Raw genomic sequence first — 25,101 nt, 5'->3', positions numbered from 1 at the left:
TAGTCATTAAAGGTTGTCTTCCCGGACAGCCTTTTTTGTTAGTAAAAAAAGACAAAAAAGAGTTAAAGAAATTGACAAACAGAAAGTATACAAATTTGGTGTTGTATATTTGAAATGTTAATAGTTAGCTATATGAAAAAAATAGGATTTTTATCGTTTGGGCACTGGAATAATCATCCGGGGTATCAGGCTCGCACAGCAAGTGATACGCTGCTTCAGTCTATCGATTTGGCAGTTGCAGCAGAAGAAATCGGACTCGATGGCGCTTATTTCCGTGTGCATCATTTTGCACAGCAGTTAGCATCCCCTTTTCCGTTACTTTCGGCAATTGGAGCCAAAACTAACAAAATAGAGATTGGAACCGGCGTGATTGATATGCGATATGAGAATCCGCTATATATGATCGAAGATGCCGGTGCAGCCGATCTAATATCTGGCGGACGACTGCAATTGGGCATAAGCAGAGGATCTCCGGAACAGGTTATTGATGGCTGGAGATATTTAGGATATGAACCTGAAGAAGGCGACACAGATGCGGATATGGGACGCAAAAAAGCGCTGGATTTTTTGGAAAGACTCAAAGGCGAAGGATTTGCAGAGCCAAACCCCTACCCTATGTTTCCAAATCCGCCGGGTTTATTGCGACTTGAACCCCATTCTGAAGGACTAAGAGAGAGAATCTGGTGGGGAGCAGCATCTAATGCTACTGCAATATGGGCTGCCGAAAACGGTATGCACCTGCAAAGTTCTACTCTGAAATATGACGAAAACGGCAAACCTTTCCACATTCAGCAAGCCGAACAGATCAGGTTGTATAAAGAAGCCTGGAAAAAAGCAGGACACACACGAGAACCAAGAGTCTCAGTAAGCCGTTCGATTTTTGCACTGGTCAACGATCAGGACAGGTATTATTTTGGACAGGACGGAAAAGGAACCGATAGTTTTGGATACATTGAAAGAGATAAAAGAGCCATCTTCGGAAAAAGTTATGCAGCAGAACCGGATAAACTAATTGCAGAACTGGCTCAGGACGAAGCTATTCAGGAAGCAGATACATTATTATTAACCATCCCAAATACTCTGGGTGTTGATTACAATATGCATGTCCTTTCTTCTATTTTACAATATATTGCCCCGGCACTTGGCTGGCGTTAATTTTTTTTAAGCCCTTATTTTAATGTAAGGGCTTTTCTTATTATTCTTGTCAATACTTTTAACAACTGTAAACTTAATCATTAGAGTTATCATTTTCTTTTTCTGCATTTTTTCAGAATCAGAAACAAAAAAAAAGAGATAACCGTAGCTATCTCTTTAAATCAGAAATTAAATTCTAAATTATTCAGGTATTAAATGCTCTTTATAAAACAAATACCAGATCAGATTAATTAAAATTACAAGTTAAAAAAACTGATTTTGCTTTATATATTATTCACAATCTGTAATTAACCTATTATAGATAACATTTTTTCCAAAAAATTAAAAAACGATGCTAAAACGCAAAATTTAAATTCTAGTTTATGAAACCAAATTTGTCTTCAAACACTTTTCCGATTACCGGAATTGGTTTCTTTTGTTCATTTGCGGCATTTATGATTCCGAAAATCCAAAGAATAAATATTGCGTATCCAATATAGCTGAGGAAATAAAGAAAAGGAACTATTGTCAATACTATCGAAAGGGCGATATTCACAGCTAATGAGAATAGAAAAATTCCGAAGCCCTGTTTAAGGTGATACGTTACAAGATCGCTTTTTGGCGTTATGTCTTTGCTTTTTACGAAAGCTATGATCCAGCCAATAATGGTGATATAGCTCAGGATTGATAAGGTTTTATTATTCATTGTTCTAATTATTTATATAGTTCAAAAATAGATGCAATCAAACAAATACGGAATAATCACTTTGTCATCAGTAACTTTTAATTGGTATTTGTGAAGATTGAATTCATAAACTGTCAAAACTATCAGAACATCAGGATCCATCTTTCATTAATTTAAAAAACTGTTCTTTTTTTGCTCTCGAAATTGGCACCACCGATTTGTCATTCATATGAATCATTCCTTCTCTCGAATAACTCAAAATAGCATTCACATTGATCAGATGTGACTGATGAACCCTGAAAAAAATCGGCGGAAGCAAAATATCTTCATAATTTTTTAACGGTTTCGAAACCATTATTTTTCGGCCATCGGTCAGGAAAAAAGTGGTATACGAACCGGAAGTTTCACATCTCAGAATCTGTTCTAATTTGACTACATACATTGCTTCCTGCGTTGGCAGCACAAGTCTGTCAGGAGTTTTAGAAAGATTCGTCTGTAATTCTGTAATCTGCTGTTTTTCGAGAACTCTTTCATGCAGAATTTCTATACGGTCAATTGCCGCTTTTAATTCCTGAGGATCTATTGGTTTTAGCAAATAATCAACCGCACTGTATTTAAAAGCATTAATAGCATGCTGTTCGTAAGCGGTTGTAAAAATGAGGTGAAAAGCATTAAACGAAATCTGCTGTAAAACCTCAAATCCGGTTCCGTCTTTGAGCATAATATCCATAAAAACCAAATCTGGTTTTAGTCTGTCGATTAACTTTTTGGCTTCTTCAACGCTTTCTGCGTATCCAATAATCTGGATATTTTCTCCGGAAACCATTTCCAGCATAATTGAAAGAGCTTCTCTTAACCGGTGTTCGTCTTCAATAATTATGGTTTTGTATATCATTGTAGTATTGGAATATTTATAATTACGATACAGCCCTGCCCGTCTGTATCCGGATTTCTTTCACTGACTGTAAATCCTGCATTCGGATTCTCTTTTTGCATTTTCGCTAATCTTTCATCGGTAATCGTGGTTGAAAGTGATTGGTGAGTATCATTTATCTTCAACTTTCTGGAAGCTGCCAATCCTATTCCGTTGTCTTTAATGGTACAGGTTAAATTTTGACCGGTTTCATCTTCTGTAAAATAAATTTCGATTAAACCCCGTACATTATTTTCCTGTGGTTTTAATCCATGTTCAACAGCATTTTCTATAAAAGGCTGAATCAACAAGGGCGGAATTAAAATATCAGTTTCAATGTTTTCATCACACTCAATTACATAATCAAAACCGTTGTTTAACCGAAGCTGCTGCAATTCGATATAGTTTTTTAAAGTATTGATTTCTTCTTCCAGCGAAATAGTTTCTTTTCTGGATTGTTCTAAAACCTGCCTTGTGAGTTTCGCAAATTTATTTAGATACGAAACTGCCGGAATGGTATCTTTCTGCAAAATCATACTCTGAATATTTCCTAAAGCATTAAAAATAAAATGCGGATCCATCTGTGACCGCAACAGCCTTCTTTCCAAAGACAATCTTGCAGCGAGATTTTCTATTGTTTCCTTTTCCATCAGCTGCATTTTAAGTTCACTATTCGCCTGCTCCTGTTTCAGGAAATCTTCTCTGTTCTGGTAATAGCGCTGACGGTAATAATACGAACGGAACATAAAAACCAGCCCAATCAGTAAAACGCCTGCAATGCCGTAACCCAACAATTTGTTCTTCTGCTGCAATTCATTTTCCAGTTCAAGTTGTTTGATCCTTTCTGCTTTTTTGGATGATTCATATCTCGCTTCAGCGTTTTGTAATTTAGATTGCGTTGATTCATTATATTTCAACTGATTGTATTTGGTAAAAAGCGTATCATATGCATAATATGCCTCAAAATCCTTTCGTTTAACCGAAACATCTTTTAAACAGCTGTAAAAAGTCGCTAAAAGATAATTATCTGTATAAGGCAATGTATTTTGATATTTGATTCCGTCTATAAAAAGAAGTTCTGCCTTGATATAATCGCCTTTTTGAGTAAAATACATTCCCTGGAGTCCTATTGCACTTCTAAAAATAATTTTTACATTATATTTTCTGGCGATGGCAGTGGCTTTTTCCAAAGCAGCTAAAAAAGCCTTTTCATTAATGGGCTGTGAGTCTTTCGTATAAAGATCGGCGAGATTTACATACGCAATTCCGATATTGCTTTTGCTTACAATTTTGTCTGCATTTTTTTCTGCCAGAGCAACCGTTTCCTTAAAAAAATTCATGGCTGTTTCCCATTCCTTTTTTCCGCCGGTTTCGATATTATCTGTCAGAAAACTTCCAAAAGCCAGTCTTGCATACAACAGACTCTCCGGATCTCCTGATTTAGCTGCATGAGCCATTGCTTCTTTCGCATATTTTTCTTCTTTTGCCGGCGATGCAGGATAAAAAAGATACGATATATCCGAAGCAATTTTGGCGCATTGATCGTGGGCTTTTATTTCTGAAAACATTTTATATGCTTCAAGCGAATAATTCAGCGCCTCAGGTTTATCTTCAATATACGATTTCAAAGATCCCATAGCAACAGCTGCGTGCGCTTTTGATCTGATCCTTTTTACATTTTGCGAAAGATAATAAGCCGTATCAGCATAATGCATAAACTCTTTTAAATGAAGCAGTCTTCTTTGCGTAAGCGCCAGGTAAGAATAACAAATGACTTCATCCTCTTTGCTTTTGTTTTTTTTAGCTAAGGCTAATGCCTGATGCTGGATTTTAATACTGGCTACAGTATCCGAAAAACGTTTAGCGTAGCCTTCTGCTGCCATTTTCTCAACAGGAGAAATCTGAGCCTGAATGATTGCGGTAAAGAAGAAAAACAGCAGAAAAATTTTCCGTTTTTTATTGCTGTTAAAAATGAAATTTTGAGGCATAAATGATAATAATTACCCGAAAAATACAAAAGTCTTCTTACTGACCAAACATTTTTAGGATGATTTTTTAACGGATAAAAATCTCACTCACAACACCTTAAAAACCCAACATTTCCTGATATATTTCAGAATTAACCAAATAAAAATCTAAACCTCCCAATTACCAATTGATAATTGTTATTGGTGTGTCTGTGAAGTAATCTTGTTATACTAAATTATTTTAAAATCAAATCTATTATGAATAAGAAAATCCTTTCATTACTATTCGTTCTTTTCTGTTCTTTAACTCAAATCACCTACGGACAGGAAGAAAAACGCACTAAAATTGAAATTACCATAAAAGACGGAAATAAAACAATTACTGCAGTTGTAAGATCTGCAACGGTTTCTTTTACCAAACCCTCTGAGCCTGTTTCAAAAGATCCATTAGACAAAAATGCTTCTAAAAATTATTATCTGGCAGTTGATTTTGAAAAACAGAATATCACTTTACTAAGTGCTTTCGCGAAAAGCAAAAACGGTATAGACGGCGAATTGACTATGGTAGATACCTATGGAAAAACGCCTTCGAGAAAATTTGAGTTTAAAGGTGCAACATTGGACGCTTTAAGCGATCAGCTTAATGGTGATTATTCGAGTTCTTATTTTTCACTGAATTGCCGATCATTGATTATTGACGGTGTAACTATTGAATAATATCAGATGACACAATTTAAAAATTTCACAAAAGACGGAAATAAATACATTATGAAGCGTGAATACGGCTTTAGTTTACTGGTCAGCATCGGGCTTGGGGCTTTTGCTGTCGGCGGAATCTGGATCAACGAAATGGCTATGTTCTGGATTTTTGGTATTCTGTCTGTCTGCAGTATTATTTCAATCTGGTCAAAACAGGTTATCATCGATATGGATGAAAAAGCAATTATTACAAAAGTCGGACTGATTGGTAAAATTTTCCCTATTCCGCTAAAGGATTTTCAAAACTTTGAACTGGTCAGAATGAAGCAGTATTTTATAACAACCAACACTTCATTAAACATAAATTATCTGAAAGACGGAAAAGAAAAAACGGCCATGATTGCACAGGGTTTTACCAGCCGTTCTATGCAAAATCTCGCAAATGAAATAGACGAAATACTGAACAGCTATGCACATTCGTGAAAAATATAACATAAAAGAAACTTCTGATTATTTCATTTTTGAGCCTTTAAAACCAACACAGCAGCTTTCGAAGTGGTTTTTGGCAGGAATTTTTGCCGGCGCGATACTATTACCTCTTTTTCAAAGTTATTTAGACGAAGTTTTATTTTATTCACTTTACCTATTACTGGGCTACGGCGTACTTCACAGCTTATATGATATCATGATCAGGTCAAAAATTCAGTATACATTTGATTTAAAAACAAATTCCGTTTACAGAATGAGTCCAATTTCTGCAAAGAAAAAAATATTGAAACTCGGGGAAGCTGTTATTTTTGTGAGTTCCGAAACGGGAAGCTGGCATTACAGCATTGGAGCGAGAAAAAGTCAGTTTGTAAAAAGTTACATCATCAGTGAAAACTTTAGTTCCGGCAGAAAAAGCGATGAAAAACAAGCTTTATTTGAAGATCAGATTTTGATTAAAATCCAAAAAATGATTGATACTGCTCAGACTGTTTAATAGTAACAATATTTGATATGAAAATTCACAAAATCATCGCCTTAGTAGTTTTATCAACCGTATTATTTTCATGTAATTTTTTTACCGACAGTTCTCCGAACAGGGTTTTTGAACTTATTGGTTTAAATGCCAATAAAATTCCACAAAGTTTTGAACGTGTTTTTAAAGAATATTACCAGCAAAAAGTAAACGGAACTTTACAAGCTCTTGCTGATGATCAAAAATCTATGCGCCCGTCTACCTGTGTTGAAGCAGTGAATTTTTATTATGGAAATACTTTTAAGGAAGACATTAAAAAAATAAACAGCCTAAGCCAGACTGAGGAGACCAAACCCATTATTGAAGCCGGAATCGAATTGTTTAAATATGCACAAGAGGTACAAACCAATGATTTTCCGAAAATTGCAAAAATGATTGACGACGGAAAAACTGAAGAAGAAGTCAATCGTGCCGCAAAAGAACTTGACGACACAAAAGGAATCGAGCTGGATAAAAAATATGAGAAAGTAATGAAATTATTATTGCCGTATGCTGACAAACACGGTGTTGAGTATAAAAAGTTTTAATTTAAAATTATGAATTTTGGGTTATAAGTTGTTGGGATAAAATTAGAATAAGTGTCAGGCTGAGCGGAGTCGAAGCCTTTTTAAACCTAATCCAAATCAACATTTGTAAAACTCATAACCCAAAACTCATAATTCATAACTAAAAAACTACCAGCCTTTTACAGCTCCGCCTTTAAACTCACGTTCGGCCGCTTTCTCCACTTCTTCAGACTGAAAAGCCTTTAAAAACTGTTTTACTTTCTCTTCGTTTTTATTGTCTTCACGGCTAACTACCAAATTCACATAAGGTGAATCTTTATCTTCGACAAACAATGCATCACGGGAAGGAACCAGTCCGGCAGCAGAAGCAAATGTATTGTTGATAATAGCAATTGAAACATTTTCATCATCAAGAGCACGAGGCAATTGAGGGGCTTCTAATTCCAGTATTTTCAGATTTTTAGGATTACTGATAATGTCTGTTACTTTTGGTAGTAAGCCTACACCGTCTTTCAGTTTCAATAAGCCGTTTTTCTGTAAAAGCAATAACGAACGTCCTCCGTTTGTCGGGTCATTCGGAATAATAATCGTGGCTTCGTTTTTCAGCTCCGAAAGGGATTTTATTTTTTTGGAATACGCCGCAATCGGGTAAACAAATGTATTTCCGATAATGGCCAGTTTATAGCCACGCTGTTTAGACTGCTCATCCAAATACGGTTTGTGCTGAAAAGCATTCGCATCGATATCACCCTGACTTAAAGCTTCGTTCGGAATAACATAATCATTAAAAGAAACCAGTTCTACTTCCAGTCCGTATTTTTCTTTGGCTACTTTTTTGGCTGCTTCAGCCACTTTCAATTCCGGTCCCGAAGCAACTCCCACTTTTATAAAATGTGGATCATTTTTTTTATCGTTTCCACAGTTTGATAAAATCAAGGCCAGTGCTAGAATTCCGGCTGTTTTTAAAATGTTTAGTTTATTTTTCATTGCTATATTTCATTTAATTTTTCACTTTCGATTTATACTTCCAGTTTTTCACTTTTCACTTTCGACTTTCGAATAGTTTTTATCTGTGATCAAATCGTTTCGATAAAGCATCTCCCACAAACTGAATCACGAATACCAAAACAACCAGTAAAATTAATACCGAATTCATTGTTACGGCATCATAACCAATATATCCGTATTGATAACCAACTTGTCCAAGTCCGCCTGCTCCGACTGCTCCTCCCATTGCAGAATACCCTACAAGCGTAATTAAAGTGATCGATGCCGCATTTATTAAAGAAGGTAATGCTTCCGGAAGCAATACTTTGTAAACAATCTGAAACGGAGTTGCCCCCAAAGCTCTGGCTGCTTCAATCAATCCTGACGGAAGGCTCAATAAACTGTTTTCAACCAAACGGGCTATAAACGGTGCTGCTCCAATACTCAAAGGAACCAATGCTGCACTAACACCAATCGAAGTTCCGACAAGGGCACGCGTAAACGGAATCATCCATACAATTAAAATAATAAAGGGAATGGAACGAAATACATTGACCAAAATTGACAAAGTCCGGTTTAAAACAGGCTGTTCTAATATTTGATTTTTACGGGTAAGAAAAAGCAAAATTCCGGTTGGAAGTCCCAATACAAAACCAAAAAAGCCCGATACAAAAGTCATCACAATGGTTTCCCAAGTACCTTTTAACAATAAATCTATAATCGAATCAGACATAACCTATAATTTCTGTTTTAATGTGTTTTGAATTAAAATATTGAATCGCAGCATCAAAATTTTCGCGCTTTCCTGATAATTCAATCAGCATAACACCAAAATTTACTTCGCCTGCCTGATCCATTTGTGCGCTTACAATTTTAAAATCAGTATCAAAAAGTCTTGAAACTTCAGAAATAACAGGTTCGTTAACCGACTTTCCTGTCATTTCCAGTTTCAATAACGGATTCAGATTTCCGTTATCTTCTTTTTGTAATTTTTCCTGATAAACCGTTGGAACCTCAATATGTAAAGACGAAGAAATAAATTCTCTGGTCAGTTCATGTTTTGGATCTGCGAAAATTTCGCCGACACTACCCTGCTCTATCAGTTTTCCGTGGCTGATAACCGCAACCTCATCACAAATTGATTTTACCACTTCCATTTGATGTGTAATCAGCAAAATGGTAATGTTTAGGCGTTTGTTGATGTCTTTCAGCAAATTCAAAATAGAGCGTGTTGTAGCAGGATCCAAAGCGCTTGTTGCTTCATCGCACAATAATACTTTCGGATTGTTGGCCAATGTTCTCGCAATCGCAACTCTTTGTTTCTGACCTCCCGAAAGACTTGCCGGATAATCATTGGCTTTTTCAGCCAGACCTACCAATTGCAGTAATTCTGAAACTCTGGTTTTGATTTCGCTTTTTGAAGTTCCTGTCAATTCTAACGGAAAAGCCACATTTTCGAAAACTGTTCTCGAAGAAAGTAAATTGAAATGCTGAAAAATCATTCCGATTTGTCTTCTTTCAATCGCCAGTGCTGCATTTGATAATTGCAGTAAAGCTTTTCCGTCAACAATGATTTCGCCAGAAGTTGGTCTTTCCAATAAATTGACACAACGGATCAAAGTACTTTTTCCCGCACCAGAAGTTCCGATAACACCAAAAATTTTCCCCTGAGGAACCTTTAGCGAAACATCAGACAAAGCCGAAACAATCCTGTCTTTCTGATGAAAAGTTTTGGTTACATTTTTTAATTCAATCATTCTTTAATTCAGGTTAAAAACAAAAAGCCTCTCAAATATTCATGAAAGGCTTTTTGAAATAAATCGTATCTTTTATATATAAGCCAGATCAGTGAAATGCATTACAACATCACAGCACATTATACTGTTGTTGTAATAATTCTTCATATTCTGGTTCTTGTTTCTCATTGCGATTGCAAATTTACACAGATAATTTTATTTTTTATGCAAAAATAACAAAACTTTAAATAACCTATCAAAATAGTAGATTGTTTTATTTCTCAATTTGTTTTCGCATCCAATAATACTGCTAACTGAATACAAGGCGAATCAGAACGATTGCTCCAGGCATGATTCGTTCCGCGTTGGATTACGATATCTCCTGCCTCTAATAATGTTTCTTCTTCATCGACAATTAAATAAATTTCTCCTGAAATAATGATGATATAATCTAAAGTATCGGTTTGATGCATTAACGGATGCGGCTGACCTTCCGGGGCTACGATTCCTAAATCCTTATCCGGCGGGATTTGTACATAACGAAAATAGCTTCCGTGTTTTGGCGTATTCGGAAAAGCGGTATTCTCAATAATTTTTTCTTCGAATTTCGCCGGTGTACTATCGGTTGACCAGATATCAGAAATAATCAGTCCCGGAAAATGCTCTGAAACATTGGTTACAATGGCATCTTGTTCAATGAATGATTTTCCATCTCGTAATCCGGTTACTACTCTTCTTGGTATTGTCTTCATTTTTTACTTATTTTTTTTAAACACATAGAATCATAGTTTTTACTTTGTCTACAAAAAAGGCGTTTCACTTGTTTTAAAAAACATAGCTATGCTTAAAACTTACTTTTCCTAAATTTCGGTATTGCAATTGTCTTAACACATATAATCATAGATATTTAAAAAAATTATAAAAGCGTTTCATCATCTCTAAAATACGTAACTATGTGTTGAGAAATGAATTTCTCTTTTATCCCCCTTTCAAAAAATAAAAAACTATGTTTCTATGTGTTTAAATTTTTAATCCAACCTAAACCATTCATTTACTTCCCTTGCGATTGTATCTTTAATTTTAGGATTTTCAAATTCATTTGTAGCTGAATTATATTCGTAATCTTTCTGCCATTTTTTATAATGTAAAGCCACTTGCTCAATCGCATCACAAATAAACCAAAGCTCTTCATTGGTCGTAATCGGATGAAGCGACAAACGCACCCAGCCCGGTTTATTACTCTGGTTTTTCTGCAATAATTCATTTGTAATCGTTCTGGATCGTTTTTCATCAATATTGAACAAATAATGTGCATACGTACTCGCACATGACCAGCCGCCGCGAACCTGAATTCCGAAACGGTCATTTAAAAGTCTTACGATTAAATTGTAATGAATGTCTTCAATCACAAACGAAACACAGCCGATTCGGTCGCTTTTAAGATCTCCCAAAATTGACAGGCCTTTTATTTTTTGAAGTCTTGAGAAACAAAAATTCAACAATTCTTTTTCTCTGTTTTTAATGTTTTGAACTCCCATTTTTTCTTTCAGTTCCAAAGCCAGTGCTGTTCTGATTACCTGCAGAAAACCCGGAGTACCTCCATCTTCCCTCACTTCTATACCGTCGCTGTAACTGTATTCTCCCAAAGGATTGGTAAATCTTGTATTTCCTCCGCCCGGATTGTCCGGAAAATCAGATTTGTACAGTTTTTCATCAAAAACCAAAATACCACAGGTTCCGGGTCCTCCCAAAAATTTATGAGGCGAAAAGAAAATAGCATCCAGCTTTTGTTCCGGATCTTCCGGATGCATATCAATTTTTACATAAGGAGCCGAAGCCGCAAAATCAACAAAACACAATCCTCCGTTTTGATGCATAATTTTGGCCAATTTATGATACGAAGTAATAATTCCCGTCACATTCGAACAAGCCGTAAACGAGCCAATTTTTAAGCTTCTGTCAGCGTATTTTTTGATTACCTGCGAAAGAATATCAGGATCGACCAGATTGTTTTCATCAGAAGGTAAAATCACGACTTCAGCATTCGTTTCATACCACGGAACCTGATTCGAATGATGTTCCATGTGCGTGATAAAAACTACCGGTTTATCATTTTTATTGTAGTTTTTTCTCAAACCCAGAATACGCTGTAGTTTCGATATCGCTGCTGTCATTCCGGTTCCGGTAGTTACCAAAACATCCGATTCACTGGCATTCACTGCTTTTTTTATAACGTCACGTGCGTACTGATAAGCGTAAGTTGACGTTTTTCCGGTCTGACTTGAAAGTGAATGCGTATTGGCAATCATCGGACCTATTTTATTGAGTATAATATCTTCAATCGGAGCATATAATCTTCCGCTGGCAACCCAGTCTGCATATAACAGCTGCTGTTCTCCGTAAACCGATTCAAAACTGTGATTTATCCCTACTGTGTTTTTTCTGAACTCAGAAAAATAACTTTCTAAACTTACTGGTTTAATGTTATCAATAGCATTCATTTCCCTATCATTTTAAAATTAACAAATTGTATTATTTATTGAATCTTTCGAAGAATTCAAAAGTGCGTAGCAGCTGATCGATTCTCTGGCGATTGTCTCCGCTTCTTGTAATTTCGTGGCTGGCATTTGGCTGGCGTACATATTCAACCGATTTTCCTAAAACTTTCAGTGTTTTATATAACATCTGGCTTTGGGTAACTCCGGTTCTGTAATCGTTATCTCCGTGAATAATCAAAAACGGAATGTTGATGTTTTGTGCGTAATTCAATGGTGATTCACGTTCTAAAATCGCTTTGGTTTCTTCTTCCCACGGATAACCTCCCCAGTATCTCGGCACCATTCGCCACACATTTCCTTCTCCGAAAAAAGTGGGTAAATGATACACCCCACGCTGTGCCGAAGCTGCTTTGAATCGCTGATCATGACTAATAATCCAGGTGGTTAAATAGCCCGCATAAGATCCTCCGGTAATAAAAAGTCGGTTCGTATCTGTCCATCCTTGTGCGGTTGTTTTATCTAAAGCCGTAAGTACATCGCCTGATGGTCCTTCGCCCCAATCTTTAATATTCGATCGCAAAAATTTCTCGCCATAACCCGAAGATCCTCTTGGATTACTGTATAAAACACCATAACCCTGAGCAGCAAAAAACTGATATTCCAGCCACATACTTGCATCTCCCGGACCGAACATTGAAGCCGGACCTCCGTGAATTTCTGTTAATAATGGATATTTTTTGCCTTGCTCAAAATTTATCGGCTTCATTACCCAATATTCAATTTCAAGCCCCTTTTCGTTTTTAAAAGTTGCTTTTTCAGGAAAACTGATTGTTTTGTTTTTTAACCAGTTGGTATTGAATTCGGATACTAACCTTGGCTCTTTTAATTTTAAATCAGAAATATAAAGTTCTGACGGATTCTGAACGTCTGTTTTAGCGAAAGCGATAACTCCGTTATTCATATCATAATCGGTAATTCCCTGATCGAAAGAGGTTAAATTTTCTACTTTTAAAGTGTTTAGCGGAACATTACAAAGCACATAACCGCCATTGCTTGAAGAGATAAAATAAAGCTGTTTGTCATCTTTAGAAAATCGGACATTATTATTATTTCGATCGTAATCAATTATTTTGCTTTTCGCTGAAGGATTCTCTAAACTCAAAATTTTCAGCACCGGGACCGATAAATTATTAATGATACTTTCCTGATACGCCAGCTGTTTTCCTGAAGGTGAAACGGCCAAAAGCTGAAATACAATATTCTCAGCACCTAATAATTCGGTTACATTGGTTCCATCTGTATTGATGGTGTAAATTCTGTTTTCGAGAACTCTGTCCGGATGTCTTTTTTCGTTGATATTTCCGTTGAAAGCAATTTTGGTATTGCTTATAAAAGATGGATTTGAATGGGAATAAAATCCTTTGGTAATCGCTTTTTCTTTTGAGCCGGGTTTGGCATCAATGATAAAAATATGCGTAAAACGTAATTCACTGCTTACCGCTGTTTCGGTCTGAAACTGCAGTTTGTCTACAACTTTTGCTTTTTTGTCTTTTTCGTTGTTTTCCAGATACGCTCTGATGGCATCGATATTTCCGTTTGGATCGGCTTTGGTTTTGTTAACTTTCAGATTTTCATTTGCAGCAAATCCCGGTTTTTCGAAACTCCAGACTGGTAATGCTGCCTTTGAATTTAAAATAGAATCTTTTACCAATTCATTGATGGAAAGCGATGCTGTAAACAAAATCTGTTTTCCGTCCGGGCTCCATTTTGGATTTCCGGCTCCGTATTTTGATTCGGTTAACTGAACGGCTTCTCCGCCTTCGTCAACTTTAAATAAAAAAATCTGTGATTTTCCTTTGATGCTTCTTGTAAAAGCAATCTGTTTTCCGTCGGGACTAAAAACCGGAGAACCCGATCCTTCTTTTCCGAAGGTTAATTGTCTTGGTGCACTGTTTTTTGAAGTTTTAGTGATCCAAAGTTGAGTGTCGTAGTCGTAATCCAATGCATTTTCCGGATTCTTAATAATGCTTTTTACGGTAAAAACAGCATTCTGACCGTCTTTGCTTAATTCTACATCACCAACAGTTCTTATTTTTAAAAGATCAGTAACCTGAATCAGTTCTTTTTTCTGCTGACTGAAACAACAGACAGAGGCAATTAAGGCGAAAGCTATGTATATTTTATTTTTAATCATCTTGATTCTCTTTTAGTTTTTAACATTTTCAAGTATCAGTTTCATGAATTCTTCTCCCAAAACTTCTCCTTTCTTTTTAATGAAATCTTTCGGCGTATTGTCTCCAATTTCAAACACCAGTGCTTCTGTTTTATACGTTTCAAACAAATAACTGAACAAGGTAAAAGTTGGCGGTTTGAAATACAAAGGCTTCACATGTGGCGTATAACCCGGAATTCCGTCTTTGACTTTGTTGAGCCAATTCGGCACAAAACCCGGAATATTTCCTTTTAGATTTGGGTCAACGGTGTAATAAATATCATCGTGAGTCGAATGAAAATCAATTGCAAACAACAATTTATTATCGCCTTTGATTTCGTTTTTCAGAAAATCACGAACAGCTATAGTTTCCGGCTGATTGAAATCATTGTAATCACGGTTCAGATCTATTCCGCCCGAATTATGCCTCCAATAACCGCCATCAACGCCATCGGGATTCAGAAGAGGGATGACGTACACTTCAAATTTCTTTCTGAACTTTTTTGCCAATGGCGTATCGGCTGTTAAACTTTCTACAAAAGCTTCAAGCGCATAATGTCCTGTTACTTCCGGCGGATGATTTCGCCCTGAAATCAGTATTTTATTTTTTGAAGAAGGATTTCCAATACTAAAAACCGGAATTTTTCTTCCCTCGGCAGTTTCCCCAATCGAAGCTTCGGCGGTATTGTTTTTATTTTTTAAAGAAGAAATCCATTCGTTTATTTCTTTGGAAGTTTTCAATTCCTGCGCTGCAATCCAGGTCGTGTCTTTACTGACTTTTACTTTCAGCACATAATTGGAATCTTTTTCTCTTTTTACGAAAGTGCCATTTTCTGAGGCTTTCCATTGTTTTCCGTCGGGACTGATTTTGGCATTGTAACGGTGTTTTACCCCCACAGGGTAGTCAAACCGAATCTGGATTTCCTTATCTCTTTTGGACCAGACTTTAAAAGCATACCAGGGACTTCCGTTGATTGGTGCATTTTCGGGTGTAATCAAAACACTGAACGTATTGTCATCCAGTTTGACTACGCCGTTTAAACGCGCTCCCGCAAAATCATTCCCAAAGAAAACCTCATCTCCGGTTTTATCAAAAACACCTTTCCATTGTTTCTCTACAGGTCGCGTTACAGTTGAAACCGCCGTAATAGGATCCTGTCCTTTAAAACTACTTTTTACCTGTGCATTTGCTGTCATGGCAACTAAAACTGCTGTTGAAAAAAATAATTTCGTTTTCATTTTTTGCTGTTGTTTATTGGTTTAACACATAGAATCATAGTTTTCATAGACTCAAAAGGCGTTTCACTTTGCTTCAAAACACATAGCTATGTGTGAAAACTAGTTTTTTTTAAAACCTTTTTTATTGAAATTTTAATCTATGTTTCTATGTGTTTAATTATTTTCAGGACATTTTATTTAAACACATAGAATCATAGTTTTCATAGACTTAAAAGGCGTTTCACTTTGCTTCAAAACACATAGCTCTGTGTGAAAACCAGTTTTTTCTGACCCATTTTTATTGAAATTTTAATCTATGTTTCTATGTGTTTAATTCTTATTATTTATCCAAAAGCGATTTAAGTGTCGACTGCAATTCTTCTCCGCGAAGGTTTCTTGCTACGATGATTCCTTTAGAATCCACTAAGTAATTGGCAGGAATGGCTCTTACTCCGTATAATTTTGCGATTGCGCTGTTCCAGTAAACCAATTCAGAAACCTGAAGCCAGTTTAGATTATCATCCTGAATTCCTTTAATCCAGTTTTCTTTCTTTTTATCCAGCGAGATTCCGATAATGTTGAATCCTTTGTCGTGAAATTCTTTGTAAGCAGCAACGATATTTGGGTTTTCTTTTCGGCAAGGTCCGCACCATGAAGCCCAGAAATCTACCAAAGTATAGCCTTTTAGGTTTTGTGAAAGACGAACTGGTTTTCCTTCCGGATCGTTGGCTGTGAAATCAGGGGCTTTTTTTCCAACCGCCAATCCGTTTAGTACGGTAACCAGTTCTTTTAATTCTTTCACGTAAGTGGAACTTTGAAGACTTTTATCCAGTAAAGAAATATTCTGTGTGATCTGATCTGGTGTTAATCTGTACGACCAGTTTCTGTACAGCACATAAGCCGATACGATCGACGTTGGATGTTCTGTAATGAATTTACTGATTTCTACATCTTTTGTTTTTTTGTACGTTTCGAATAAATCCTGTGATGCAGAACCTTCAACAACCGAACTGCTGTAATTTTTCTTTGGACTTAATTTTACTGAAATTGGTCCTTTTTCAAGAAAAACATAAAGCGGAATATTCACTGTATTAACGCTCAAACCATATAATTCCGGTGTTTTTATTTTTGTTTTAAAACTAAAACTTCCGTCTTTAACCTTTACCGAATCAATTGTGGTAAACATTTTATTATGAAACTTTTGCAGGTAAACATACTGTGCAACGGTATCGACAACAGTTCCTTTTAATTGCAAATTATTTTCTTGTGCCTGAGTCTGCGTTATTCCCAAAAACAAAGCAAAACCTAATAATATCTTTTTCATTGTATTTGATTTTTAGTAAAACTTTGCCAAAGTGTTAGGCCTTGACAAAGTTTCGTGGTTAATTATATTTGGTTTAGTATAATTTATTAGCTGAAAGTTCTGTATTGGCCGGCGGGAAAATATAATTTGCATCTGTAGGTAAAACTGCCGGTGTCTGTAACTTACTGTCTCCTTTTGCCGGAAGCGTCTGCAGGTTACGAAGCAAATCCGGACCACGGAAACCTTCTCCCAATAACTCGATTCTGCGTTCTTTCCAAATCGCCTGAATCAATTGGTTTTGATCTGAAGTTACCGCTGAATCAAACACATACGAAGCATCAGAACGCTGATGAACTGCTGTTAAAAGATTCGCCGCAAGTGTCAGATTTCCTGTTTTGGCAGCTGCTTCAGCGTAATTCAGCAATACTTCTGAGTATCTGATCACGGGGATATAATCTAAAAACGGGGATGGCTTGGCATACTTTTTAAAATATTGTTTTCCGGAAACCGTTCTGGTCAAATTACGTCTGTTATCGGCTGCTCTCCATTGTGCATCTCCTAAAATTCCGCTTGGATTCAGGTAATATTCTAAATTAGTATTGTAGATATACGCTATCGATGATTGTCCTGTATACGAATCCAGAGAACTCATCGGAATACTGAAAATAGATTCGACAGTAGCATAATTTGAAGAAAAGATCACCGTAATATCAGACTGTAAAGCGTGTTTGACCTCACTTGCTGTAGTAGAAAACGGTGCCTGAGTCTGTGGTGCGAGTTTCTGTGCTTCTTCGATTACTTTTGGCCAGTTGTTTTGCGTCAGATATACTCTGGTTTTTATAGCAATTGCAGTACTTACGTGTGCTCTGGTCGTATTCAGATCTGCAGTTGAATAACTCTGTGGCAGTGCTGCTTCGGCGTCGTCTAAATCTTTTAAAATCTGCGTATAAATTTCTGCCACAGAGCTTCTTGCAAAATCATTATTTGCAGTTCCTGTTTCTGCTTTTAATCGCAATGGAAGCCCTTTTGACGCACCTGCATCTTTATTATAAGGCTGTCCGAAATTGATAACCAGCGTATAATAGGCCAAAGCCCTTACCAGTTTCGCTTCACCGATGTATTGTTTTGCTTTTTCTTCGGTAATTACACCCTGATTTACTGCCAGTCCTTCAATCAGAATATTAGCGTTATTGATTGCAGAATATGCTTGTGACCATAAATTATTGATATCATTGGATCCAGAGCTATATGAATTATTCCAGCTTTCATAACCTGTATAGGTATTTGCTGTAATGTTAATAAAGTCTTCCCCACGCTGATCCTGGTATAAAAGTATACGGCCTCCGTATAAACTTGCTCCTTTAAATGCTTTGTAAATTCCGTTTACCAAACCTTCGATTCTTGCCGGAGTTTTAAAAATATCCTTGTCTGAGATTGTAGTTTCGGGAGCAATATTTAAATCTTCATTATTTTCGCAGGAAGTCAGCAGAATACTTGAAAATAACAATAAAGCTAAAACCGGTTTTCTATGTAATTTGAAATATGTTTTCATGATAATTTTTTATTCGTTATTAAAAACTGACATTAAGACCAAGTGTAAACGTTCTTCCCTGTCCTACGGAGTTTTTTTCGACACCCATAGATGTTGTTGAATTTCCGTTTGAAGAAGTTTCCGGATCTGTTCCTGAATAGGATGTGATTAAGAAAAGATTTGTTGCCTGCGCATAAATTCTAACAGCTGATAATTCTACTTTTGAAAGAATGTCCCTTGGAAGCGAAAAACCAATTGCCAGTTGCTGTAATCTTAAAAAATCAGCTTTTTCAGCATTATCCGAAATTGCAAATCCGCTTGATCCGTTTGAAATAACATCGTTGTAAACCAGTCTCGGAATATTGGTTACCTGTCCCGGAGTTGTCCAACGGTTTAAAACTTCGGTTGAGTTATTGTAAAAACGCTGATCTAAAAGTGTTCCTCTGGTATTGTTCATCACTTTATTTCCTCCTGAATACGTGAAACCTACTGTAAAATCAAAGGCTTTGTATTGCAGATTATTGGTTAAACCTCCATACCAAACCGGCAGCGCATTTCCTAAAACCTGATAATCTGCTACTGTAATCGCTGCTGCGGTTGTTCCGTCAAGATATGTCCAGTTGCTTTGTCCTGTAGGAACTGCTGCACTGTACTGTACTTTTTCTCCATTTTTGTTGATGAAAATTCGGCGGCCGTTCTCCGGATTTACACCCGCACTTACCGCTCCGTAAAGGCTACCGGCAGAATATCCTACTCTGGTCACATTATTCGCTTCTGTCGTAACCTGTGTATAACCAATAATATCTGTATTTCCTTCGGCAAGAGCCGTAACTTTATTCTTCACATGGGTATAATTGAATGAAGCTTTCCATTGAAAATCTTCTTTATTTATGATGGAAGCATTAAGCCCAAGTTCAAATCCTCTGTTGTACATAGATCCCACGTTTGAAAGAATCGCATTTCCCGGAATTCCTTTTGAAGGTGATTGCGGCGTACTTAAGATCAATCCGTTTACGTCGTTATTGAAATAATCTGCCGTGAATTGCAGTCTGTCCTTAAAAAATCCTGCTTCAAGACCAATATTTGTCTGGTCGCTTGTTTCCCAGCCCAAATCTTCGTTTCCTGCCTGTGCAAGTGCCCATGTTGCAGCTGTTCCGTAGATAGATGAACTGTAAAGGTTTTGTGAAGCGTATGCCGAAGAAAGATTTCCGTTACCCACTCTTCCCCAGCTCGCTTTTAATTTAAGTGAATTCAGGTAGTTTGAAATACTGCTGTTTTTAAAGAAAGACTCTTCGCTAAGAGACCATCCGGCAGATACACCACCAAAGTTTCCGTATTTTGTACTTACCCCCAAAGCAGAGTTTCCGTCTTTTCTAAAGTTTCCTGTAATGAAATATTTTCCTGCATAATCATAGGATAACCTGAAGAAAGAAGAAAGAAAAAGTCTTTCTGACAAATCATTTCCTGCTGATTTGATAGTTCCCCATGTTCCCTGATAATTTTCAAAGAAAGGATCTGAAGCATTAGTCTGGTTCGCTCCCCATGACGAGTTTTCAAATTTCTGAACATCATATCCGGCAAGAGCTGCAATATGATGGTTTTCTCCAAAGCGCCTGTCAAAAGACAAACTGTTTGTAAAATTGTAATTGTTTCTCAAAGCCGAGATGTTAGTTGAAGAACCTCCTGTTGCATAAGCTGACGATCCCAGATTCGGACTCAAATAGGTAATATTTTCAGATCTTAACCTGTCAATGCCATAATTACTGTTGAATTTAAATCCTTCAAAAAAGGTAATTGTGGCGTGAACATTTCCAACAAAATGATCATTAGAACTTGTGTAACTGCTGTTGTCAAACAATGCCCCAGGATGCCATAAAGTATTAGTGAACAAGTTATTTCCCGGACTTGTAGTACCTGTAGCACTTAAATTATAAGTCCCATCAGCATTATAAACAGCTACATTTGGCGGCAATGCAAAAGCTAAACGCGCTGCACCAATTAACAACAGACCACTGCTGCCTAATGATCCTGTGTTTTGTGCCTGATTGAAGGTATTGTTGTAAGACAGATTTCCGCCCAGTTTCAGCCATTTGTTTACATCGTGATCGATATTAAACCTTGCCCCTTTTCTTTCGAAATTATTGTCTACTGTAATTCCTTCCTGTTTCGAATAATTGGCAGAAAAATAATATTTTGTATGTTCTGTCCCGCCTGAAATTCCGAGATTGTGATTTTGAGAAACCGCATCACGATATACCTGATCTTTCCATTCTGTATTTACCCGATTACCATTTGCATCATAAGAAGGAAAAAAAAGTGCCGATGCTACCGAAGCATTATTTTCGTTCCCGGATAATATTTTACTGTTTAAAACGGCTTCGTTTTTAATGTCTTCGTATTGTATGTTGTTCAAAAGATCAGGCTGTCTGGTAGCTCTTGTAATTCCGACCCAGGTATCATACGTTACTTTGGCTTTGCCTGCTTTTCCTTTTTTAGTGGTAATTAAAAGTACTCCGCCCGCTGCACGAGATCCATAAATTGAGGTTGATGCCGCATCTTTAAGAATATCGATCGATTCAATATCTGCCGGATTTATATCTGAAAGCGGATTATTCGCTACCGAATTTGTGGTTGAAACATCGCCTGTATTTACCGGAATTCCGTCTACCACTACTAACGGATAAGAACTTAACGAGATAGAATTCACACCGCGAATCCTGATCACCGGAGGGTCATTCAAAACCCCGCTCGGTGTGGAAACATTTACTCCTGAAGCCTTGCCAATAAGTGTCTGCTCAAAACTCTGAACCGGAATATCTTTAATGGTTTTGGCAGTTATGCGGGCTGCAGAACCTGTAAATTCTTTTTTGCTCTGTGTACCATAACCAACAACTAAAACTTCTTTTAATGCTGTATTTTCAGAAGCCAGACGAATATCGTTAAAAGAGGAACTGGTATTTTTTTCTAAAGTTTTATATCCCAAATAACTAAAAGAAAGCTGTTTCTCATTTGATGTCACAGCGATAGAAAACTGACCGTTACTGTCACTGATGGAAGTTTTACCGCTTACAGGTGCAAGAATAGTAACACCCGGCAAAGGTTCTCCGTTTTCGGAATCCCTGACAGTTCCGTTGATCGTTCGGTCTTGTGCAAAAAGACTGCCTGAGAGTATACTGAGCAGAAATAAGAAGCTTAGCAAGATTTTTTTCATAGTAATTTTTTAATTTAAAATTGGACAAAAGAGTTCCCGGGCCCTTGCTAAAAGGCCTTAGTGAAATGTTATTTAAAAAGGAAAAGTGAGAAAGAAATTAGTGTTTTCGCATTCGGAAAACTTCAATATTATTTTCGTTGAAAAATAAATTCAAACTTTCAGAATAGGCACGTAATAAAACTAACTTGGTCTTCATTTTTTTTAAATAAATAATTTTTAACATTGATGATCTTATTCAGATTCACTATGGAAATCTTTCTTATCTGTCCCGCAAAGCGGGAAGGATTTAGCACCTTATTCGGCAACAGGTTGCTAAGACGTCACTGGGCCTACTCCCTCGGTCTTTCTGGATAAGTATCATTCAGAATTTTTCTGTGCTACAAATATACAATATTAATTCTATCGAATTAGTCAAGTTTAAAAATATTTTTTTGATTTTTTTACTAAAAACTCCTCTTATTCTCAATAAACAACTGAGAAACAAAGACTTAATTCTGATAAATATTTTTACTGATTTTGTATTTTATAACATAAATTCAGACTTTTTACCGAATTAAAATCATATAAATGGAGTTTTTGCTGAATAAAAAGCATAAAAAAAGCTCTGTTTAAAAATGAGTTGTGTATTGTAAGTTATCCTGATTTTTTCAGGATTATACAGGAAGATAAGAAACCAGATAGAGAGAGCATTATTAAAAGTAGACTTCTCAATGGTCTGCAATCAAACATCATCAATGGAAAAATACTTGTAATTATCAATAGTACGAATCCAATCAGATAAATATTCTTTCTATAAAATTCGAGATAAAAATTAAAAGCAAGAATTGATATTATAAAAATAATTCCGCTGTAAAAAATAGTCAATCCAGATGCTATAGACTTATGTTGCATTGGAAAAAAATAGTATAAACTGCTGTGGATAATTGTTATTACAACTATTTGAATTAGTGAAGTTAATACTGGTTTTAGAATCTTTTTAATCATTTTTTTAACGATCTATCTGTAAGTTTGGACTTTCTTTCTTTAAAGAGTTATACTCTCTATTAAAGCATCGTATTGATCGCGATCAGTATTTTTGATTCTATGGAGCACCGCTCGAGCAATTTTTACAATTGCATCAACATCGATTGGTTCTAAACTTCGTTCAAAATGTTCACCTAAATGTGAATATTCGTTAACGACACGATTTACTAAATTGATTGAAATTTGTTCACCTTCGAAAAATTTATCTATTCGTTGGTCCAATGTAAGCATATGGCTAGGATATTTATAAAACAAATAAGCTTCTAAGAATTTACGCATATTGTTTCCAAAATTATATTGAAAGTTATGAGCAATAGTTTCTGTATCCGCAGTTGAACACTTATAGATTTGGTCAAATAAATAGTTGAATTCAGTAATGTAATTTTTCAAATAATTGGGAGCAAGATTCAGTTGAGTATTACTTTTTCCTTTTCTTTCTATAATAAAATGTTGTAGTGATGAAATTTTCTTTTCTGTTGGAATAGGTTGATATTTTTCTGGAAACGTAATTTTCTTTAAATATTTTAAGAAATCTAAGTTATGAGTTGATATAAATAATTGACCGTACTTTTTAGGTTTAGCTATAATGCTCTCAATTAAACTATACATAAAAAAAATGTGATTACTGTCCAAACTAGAGATTGGGTCATCAATATATATAATTAGGTTGTTAATATTTGCATCATCTTTCATTTCATCTTCCATTTTTGCAATGAAATAACAAAATGAAATTAGACTTGATTCGCCTTCACTTAAATTTTTGGCATCGGAACCTTCTCGTGTAATTTTAAATTTAATATTGGGAGAATCGCCTTCAGCAATCAATTTTAGTTCATCATGACCAAAAAAATGCGAAAGATGCTGATTAACTAATTCTGCGCCTTTGCTTTCATCTTTAGCTTGTGCTTCTAGAATTCTTTTTTCTTCTTGTATATCTCGAATTGCTTTACCCTTTATTTTTTTTATACCATCTAAAATATCATAGTTTTCCTTTAACGTTTTTAAATCTTCAACATACTTAGTATAATCAATATCTTTTATGTACTTTCCAATTTCTGATATTCGAAGATCGGCTCTGGCTTTCTTTTGATCTGTCGAGAGAGAATTTGTTTTTTCATTATGTATATCTACTAATGCATTTAAATTTTCAAGGATTTGATTTAGTTGATTTGTATTACTTTCGATTACTGGTAAAGTATTTATTTTAAAGATATCTTTGATCCTACCCTTTAATGCATTTATAAGTTCATCAATATATTTTTTAAAAGTCTTTGTTTCACTCGCCCAATCTGATGATATGCTTTGAAAATCAATTCCGAGTGTTGCATAAAAATCATCTTTTTGTATTGAAATATAATTAGAAACAGTGATACTCAATTCATCTAATTCTCTGACTAATTGTTCTATTTCCTTTCTTAAGTCTTCAGATTCTTTACTGAAATGTGCATCAATTTTTTCCCAAATATTCTGCGGTAATGGATTTCCACAGAACCCACATTTTTCTCTTTTATTCTTATGTCTTTCAATTCCTAATCTCACCCACTCTTGTAATAATGAATCATTAAGCAAATCTGCGATTGGTTCACTTATTTTAATTTCCCGACTCAGTAATGAATTAGTTTTATCATAAAGATTTTCAAAATCTATTTTGATTGTATTGATTTTATTAATATTGCCTTTGGAATCTTCCTTAAGTAGTAACTTTTTTTTATCAGTTTCATCATCAGATAATATTGAAGTATCTTTCAATGTTGAAATATCTCCTTTGATTGTATTGATTTGATATGTTGGATAGTTATAAAGGGAAGCATTGTTTTTTATATTTTGTGCTTTTGTTCTAAGTTTACCGTCTAAATCCATTTGTTTGGTTTCTAACGCCAACCTACTATTTTCAAAGTTTTTTGTGGCTTCGATTAATTCGCCAAATAGACCAGTATTGTCTTCTGTGTTCCCCAAAGTTGCTTCTAACTCATTAATTTTTCTATCAAGTTCTACATTTTTTGCGCCTAATATTGTAAATGGCTTGATTGAACCATCAATATTGTGAAGCCAACTCAGATTGTCATTTACAAAATCGGTATTATATACTCTTACCTTTTTATCAGTTCCAAAACTTTCTAAGTTATTTTGTGTAATAACCGTTCCGCCATTAACAGTAATTGAAAAATTGGAATTGGAAAAATTTTCATGTACTCTACCATCCTCAATTGATTTGAAAATCCGAGATAAAGTTGTCTTACCGGAATAATTTCTTCCATAAATAATATTAACCAATCTAAATGTCTCCGAAGAACCAATATTTGTTTCCCAAGAATAATTTTTGAAAAGACCGAAATTATTAATGCTTATTTTTTGTATCATAATTGCATTACGTTTTTGAATATTGCGTTTAATCTCTAACTCTTTTTTACCAAGTACAAAAAAGTTCTAATCATCTAACTTGAGTACACTTCATAC

19 protein-coding genes and 1 riboswitch are annotated in these 25,101 nt (G+C 35.6%); of the genes, 5 read left to right on the top strand and 14 right to left on the bottom strand.

From position 1 onward, the window contains the following. Positions 1 to 132 precede the first annotated feature (132 nt). On the top strand, positions 133 to 1,155 hold the full coding sequence (locus GWR14_RS19015; RefSeq protein WP_163410722.1) for an LLM class flavin-dependent oxidoreductase: 1,023 nt from the start codon (positions 133 to 135) through the stop codon (positions 1,153 to 1,155). Between the two features lie 355 nt (positions 1,156 to 1,510). Here the strand turns inward: GWR14_RS19015 and GWR14_RS19010 are convergent, their stop codons facing one another. The 3 genes from GWR14_RS19010 to GWR14_RS19000 form a co-directional block, all read right to left on the bottom strand. Further along, the gene (locus tag GWR14_RS19010; protein WP_163410721.1) at positions 1,511 to 1,840 is read right to left on the bottom strand and encodes a DUF4870 domain-containing protein; all 330 of its coding nucleotides are present in this window, start codon (positions 1,838 to 1,840) and stop codon (positions 1,511 to 1,513) included. A 130-nt stretch (positions 1,841 to 1,970) separates the two neighbouring features. Beyond that, positions 1,971 to 2,714, bottom strand: coding sequence for a LytR/AlgR family response regulator transcription factor (locus GWR14_RS19005; RefSeq protein WP_163410720.1), 744 nt, complete (start codon positions 2,712 to 2,714; stop codon positions 1,971 to 1,973). Continuing rightward, on the bottom strand, positions 2,711 to 4,720 hold the full coding sequence (locus tag GWR14_RS19000) for a sensor histidine kinase (protein WP_163410719.1): 2,010 nt from the start codon (positions 4,718 to 4,720) through the stop codon (positions 2,711 to 2,713). The genes GWR14_RS19005 and GWR14_RS19000 overlap by 4 nt, the downstream gene beginning before the upstream one ends. Positions 4,721 to 4,957: 237 nt before the next feature. Between GWR14_RS19000 and GWR14_RS18995 the strand changes: the two genes are divergently transcribed. Genes GWR14_RS18995 through GWR14_RS18980 form a run of 4 tightly spaced genes read left to right on the top strand, consistent with a single transcriptional unit; the run spans position 4,958 to position 6,946 of the window. Next, a complete protein-coding gene (locus tag GWR14_RS18995; protein ID WP_163410718.1) occupies positions 4,958 to 5,416 on the top strand; it encodes a hypothetical protein in 459 nt (152 codons plus the stop codon). Positions 5,417 to 5,422: 6 nt separating this feature from the next. After that, a complete protein-coding gene (locus GWR14_RS18990) occupies positions 5,423 to 5,881 on the top strand; it encodes a hypothetical protein (protein WP_163410717.1) in 459 nt (152 codons plus the stop codon). Continuing rightward, positions 5,868 to 6,380: a hypothetical protein gene (locus tag GWR14_RS18985; protein WP_163410716.1), complete on the top strand. Its 513-nt coding sequence runs from the start codon at positions 5,868 to 5,870 to the stop codon at positions 6,378 to 6,380. Before GWR14_RS18990 ends, GWR14_RS18985 begins: the two co-directional genes overlap by 14 nt. 17 nt (positions 6,381 to 6,397) lie before the next feature. Beyond that, positions 6,398 to 6,946, top strand: coding sequence for a hypothetical protein (locus tag GWR14_RS18980; protein ID WP_163410715.1), 549 nt, complete (start codon positions 6,398 to 6,400; stop codon positions 6,944 to 6,946). A 147-nt stretch (positions 6,947 to 7,093) separates the two neighbouring features. On the opposite strand, the gene metQ is transcribed toward GWR14_RS18980, so the two are convergent. From metQ to GWR14_RS18925, 11 genes are all read right to left on the bottom strand, one after another. Continuing rightward, positions 7,094 to 7,912, bottom strand: a complete 819-nt coding sequence (gene metQ / locus GWR14_RS18975) for a methionine ABC transporter substrate-binding lipoprotein MetQ (RefSeq protein ID WP_163410714.1) — start codon at positions 7,910 to 7,912, stop codon at positions 7,094 to 7,096. A gap of 79 nt (positions 7,913 to 7,991) precedes the next feature. Beyond that, positions 7,992 to 8,645 carry a methionine ABC transporter permease MetI gene (metI, locus tag GWR14_RS18970; RefSeq protein WP_163410713.1) on the bottom strand — a complete coding sequence of 218 codons (654 nt, stop codon included), beginning with the start codon at positions 8,643 to 8,645 and terminating at the stop codon, positions 7,992 to 7,994. Continuing rightward, the gene (metN, locus tag GWR14_RS18965; protein ID WP_163410712.1) at positions 8,638 to 9,669 is read right to left on the bottom strand and encodes a methionine ABC transporter ATP-binding protein MetN; all 1,032 of its coding nucleotides are present in this window, start codon (positions 9,667 to 9,669) and stop codon (positions 8,638 to 8,640) included. The genes metI and metN overlap by 8 nt, the downstream gene beginning before the upstream one ends. A 260-nt stretch (positions 9,670 to 9,929) precedes the next feature. Further along, positions 9,930 to 10,400: a cupin domain-containing protein gene (locus tag GWR14_RS18960; protein ID WP_163410711.1), complete on the bottom strand. Its 471-nt coding sequence runs from the start codon at positions 10,398 to 10,400 to the stop codon at positions 9,930 to 9,932. A 276-nt stretch (positions 10,401 to 10,676) separates the two neighbouring features. Then, entirely contained in the window at positions 10,677 to 12,149 is a 1,473-nt protein-coding gene (locus GWR14_RS18955) for an aminotransferase class V-fold PLP-dependent enzyme (protein ID WP_163410710.1), read from the bottom strand. Between the two features lie 31 nt (positions 12,150 to 12,180). Then, complete coding sequence (locus GWR14_RS18950) at positions 12,181 to 14,340, bottom strand: S9 family peptidase (RefSeq protein WP_163410709.1); 2,160 nt, start codon at positions 14,338 to 14,340, stop codon at positions 12,181 to 12,183. 12 nt (positions 14,341 to 14,352) lie between these two features. After that, positions 14,353 to 15,597: a M14 family metallopeptidase gene (locus GWR14_RS18945; RefSeq protein WP_163410708.1), complete on the bottom strand. Its 1,245-nt coding sequence runs from the start codon at positions 15,595 to 15,597 to the stop codon at positions 14,353 to 14,355. 319 nt (positions 15,598 to 15,916) lie between these two features. After that, positions 15,917 to 16,900: a TlpA disulfide reductase family protein gene (locus GWR14_RS18940; protein WP_163410707.1), complete on the bottom strand. Its 984-nt coding sequence runs from the start codon at positions 16,898 to 16,900 to the stop codon at positions 15,917 to 15,919. 73 nt (positions 16,901 to 16,973) lie between these two features. Beyond that, positions 16,974 to 18,431: a RagB/SusD family nutrient uptake outer membrane protein gene (locus tag GWR14_RS18935; protein WP_163410706.1), complete on the bottom strand. Its 1,458-nt coding sequence runs from the start codon at positions 18,429 to 18,431 to the stop codon at positions 16,974 to 16,976. A 19-nt stretch (positions 18,432 to 18,450) separates the two neighbouring features. After that, positions 18,451 to 21,621 carry a SusC/RagA family TonB-linked outer membrane protein gene (locus GWR14_RS18930; protein WP_163410705.1) on the bottom strand — a complete coding sequence of 1,057 codons (3,171 nt, stop codon included), beginning with the start codon at positions 21,619 to 21,621 and terminating at the stop codon, positions 18,451 to 18,453. 256 nt (positions 21,622 to 21,877) lie between these two features. Beyond that, a riboswitch (SAM riboswitch) is annotated at positions 21,878 to 21,978 on the bottom strand. A gap of 666 nt (positions 21,979 to 22,644) precedes the next feature. After that, a complete protein-coding gene (locus GWR14_RS18925; RefSeq protein ID WP_163410704.1) occupies positions 22,645 to 25,005 on the bottom strand; it encodes an AAA family ATPase in 2,361 nt (786 codons plus the stop codon). Positions 25,006 to 25,101 lie beyond the last annotated feature (96 nt).

Origin of the sequence: Flavobacterium ajazii (assembly GCF_010614725.1) — a bacterium.
GTDB classification, from domain to species: domain Bacteria; phylum Bacteroidota; class Bacteroidia; order Flavobacteriales; family Flavobacteriaceae; genus Flavobacterium; species Flavobacterium ajazii.
This window is presented reverse-complemented; position numbering and strand designations above follow the sequence as displayed.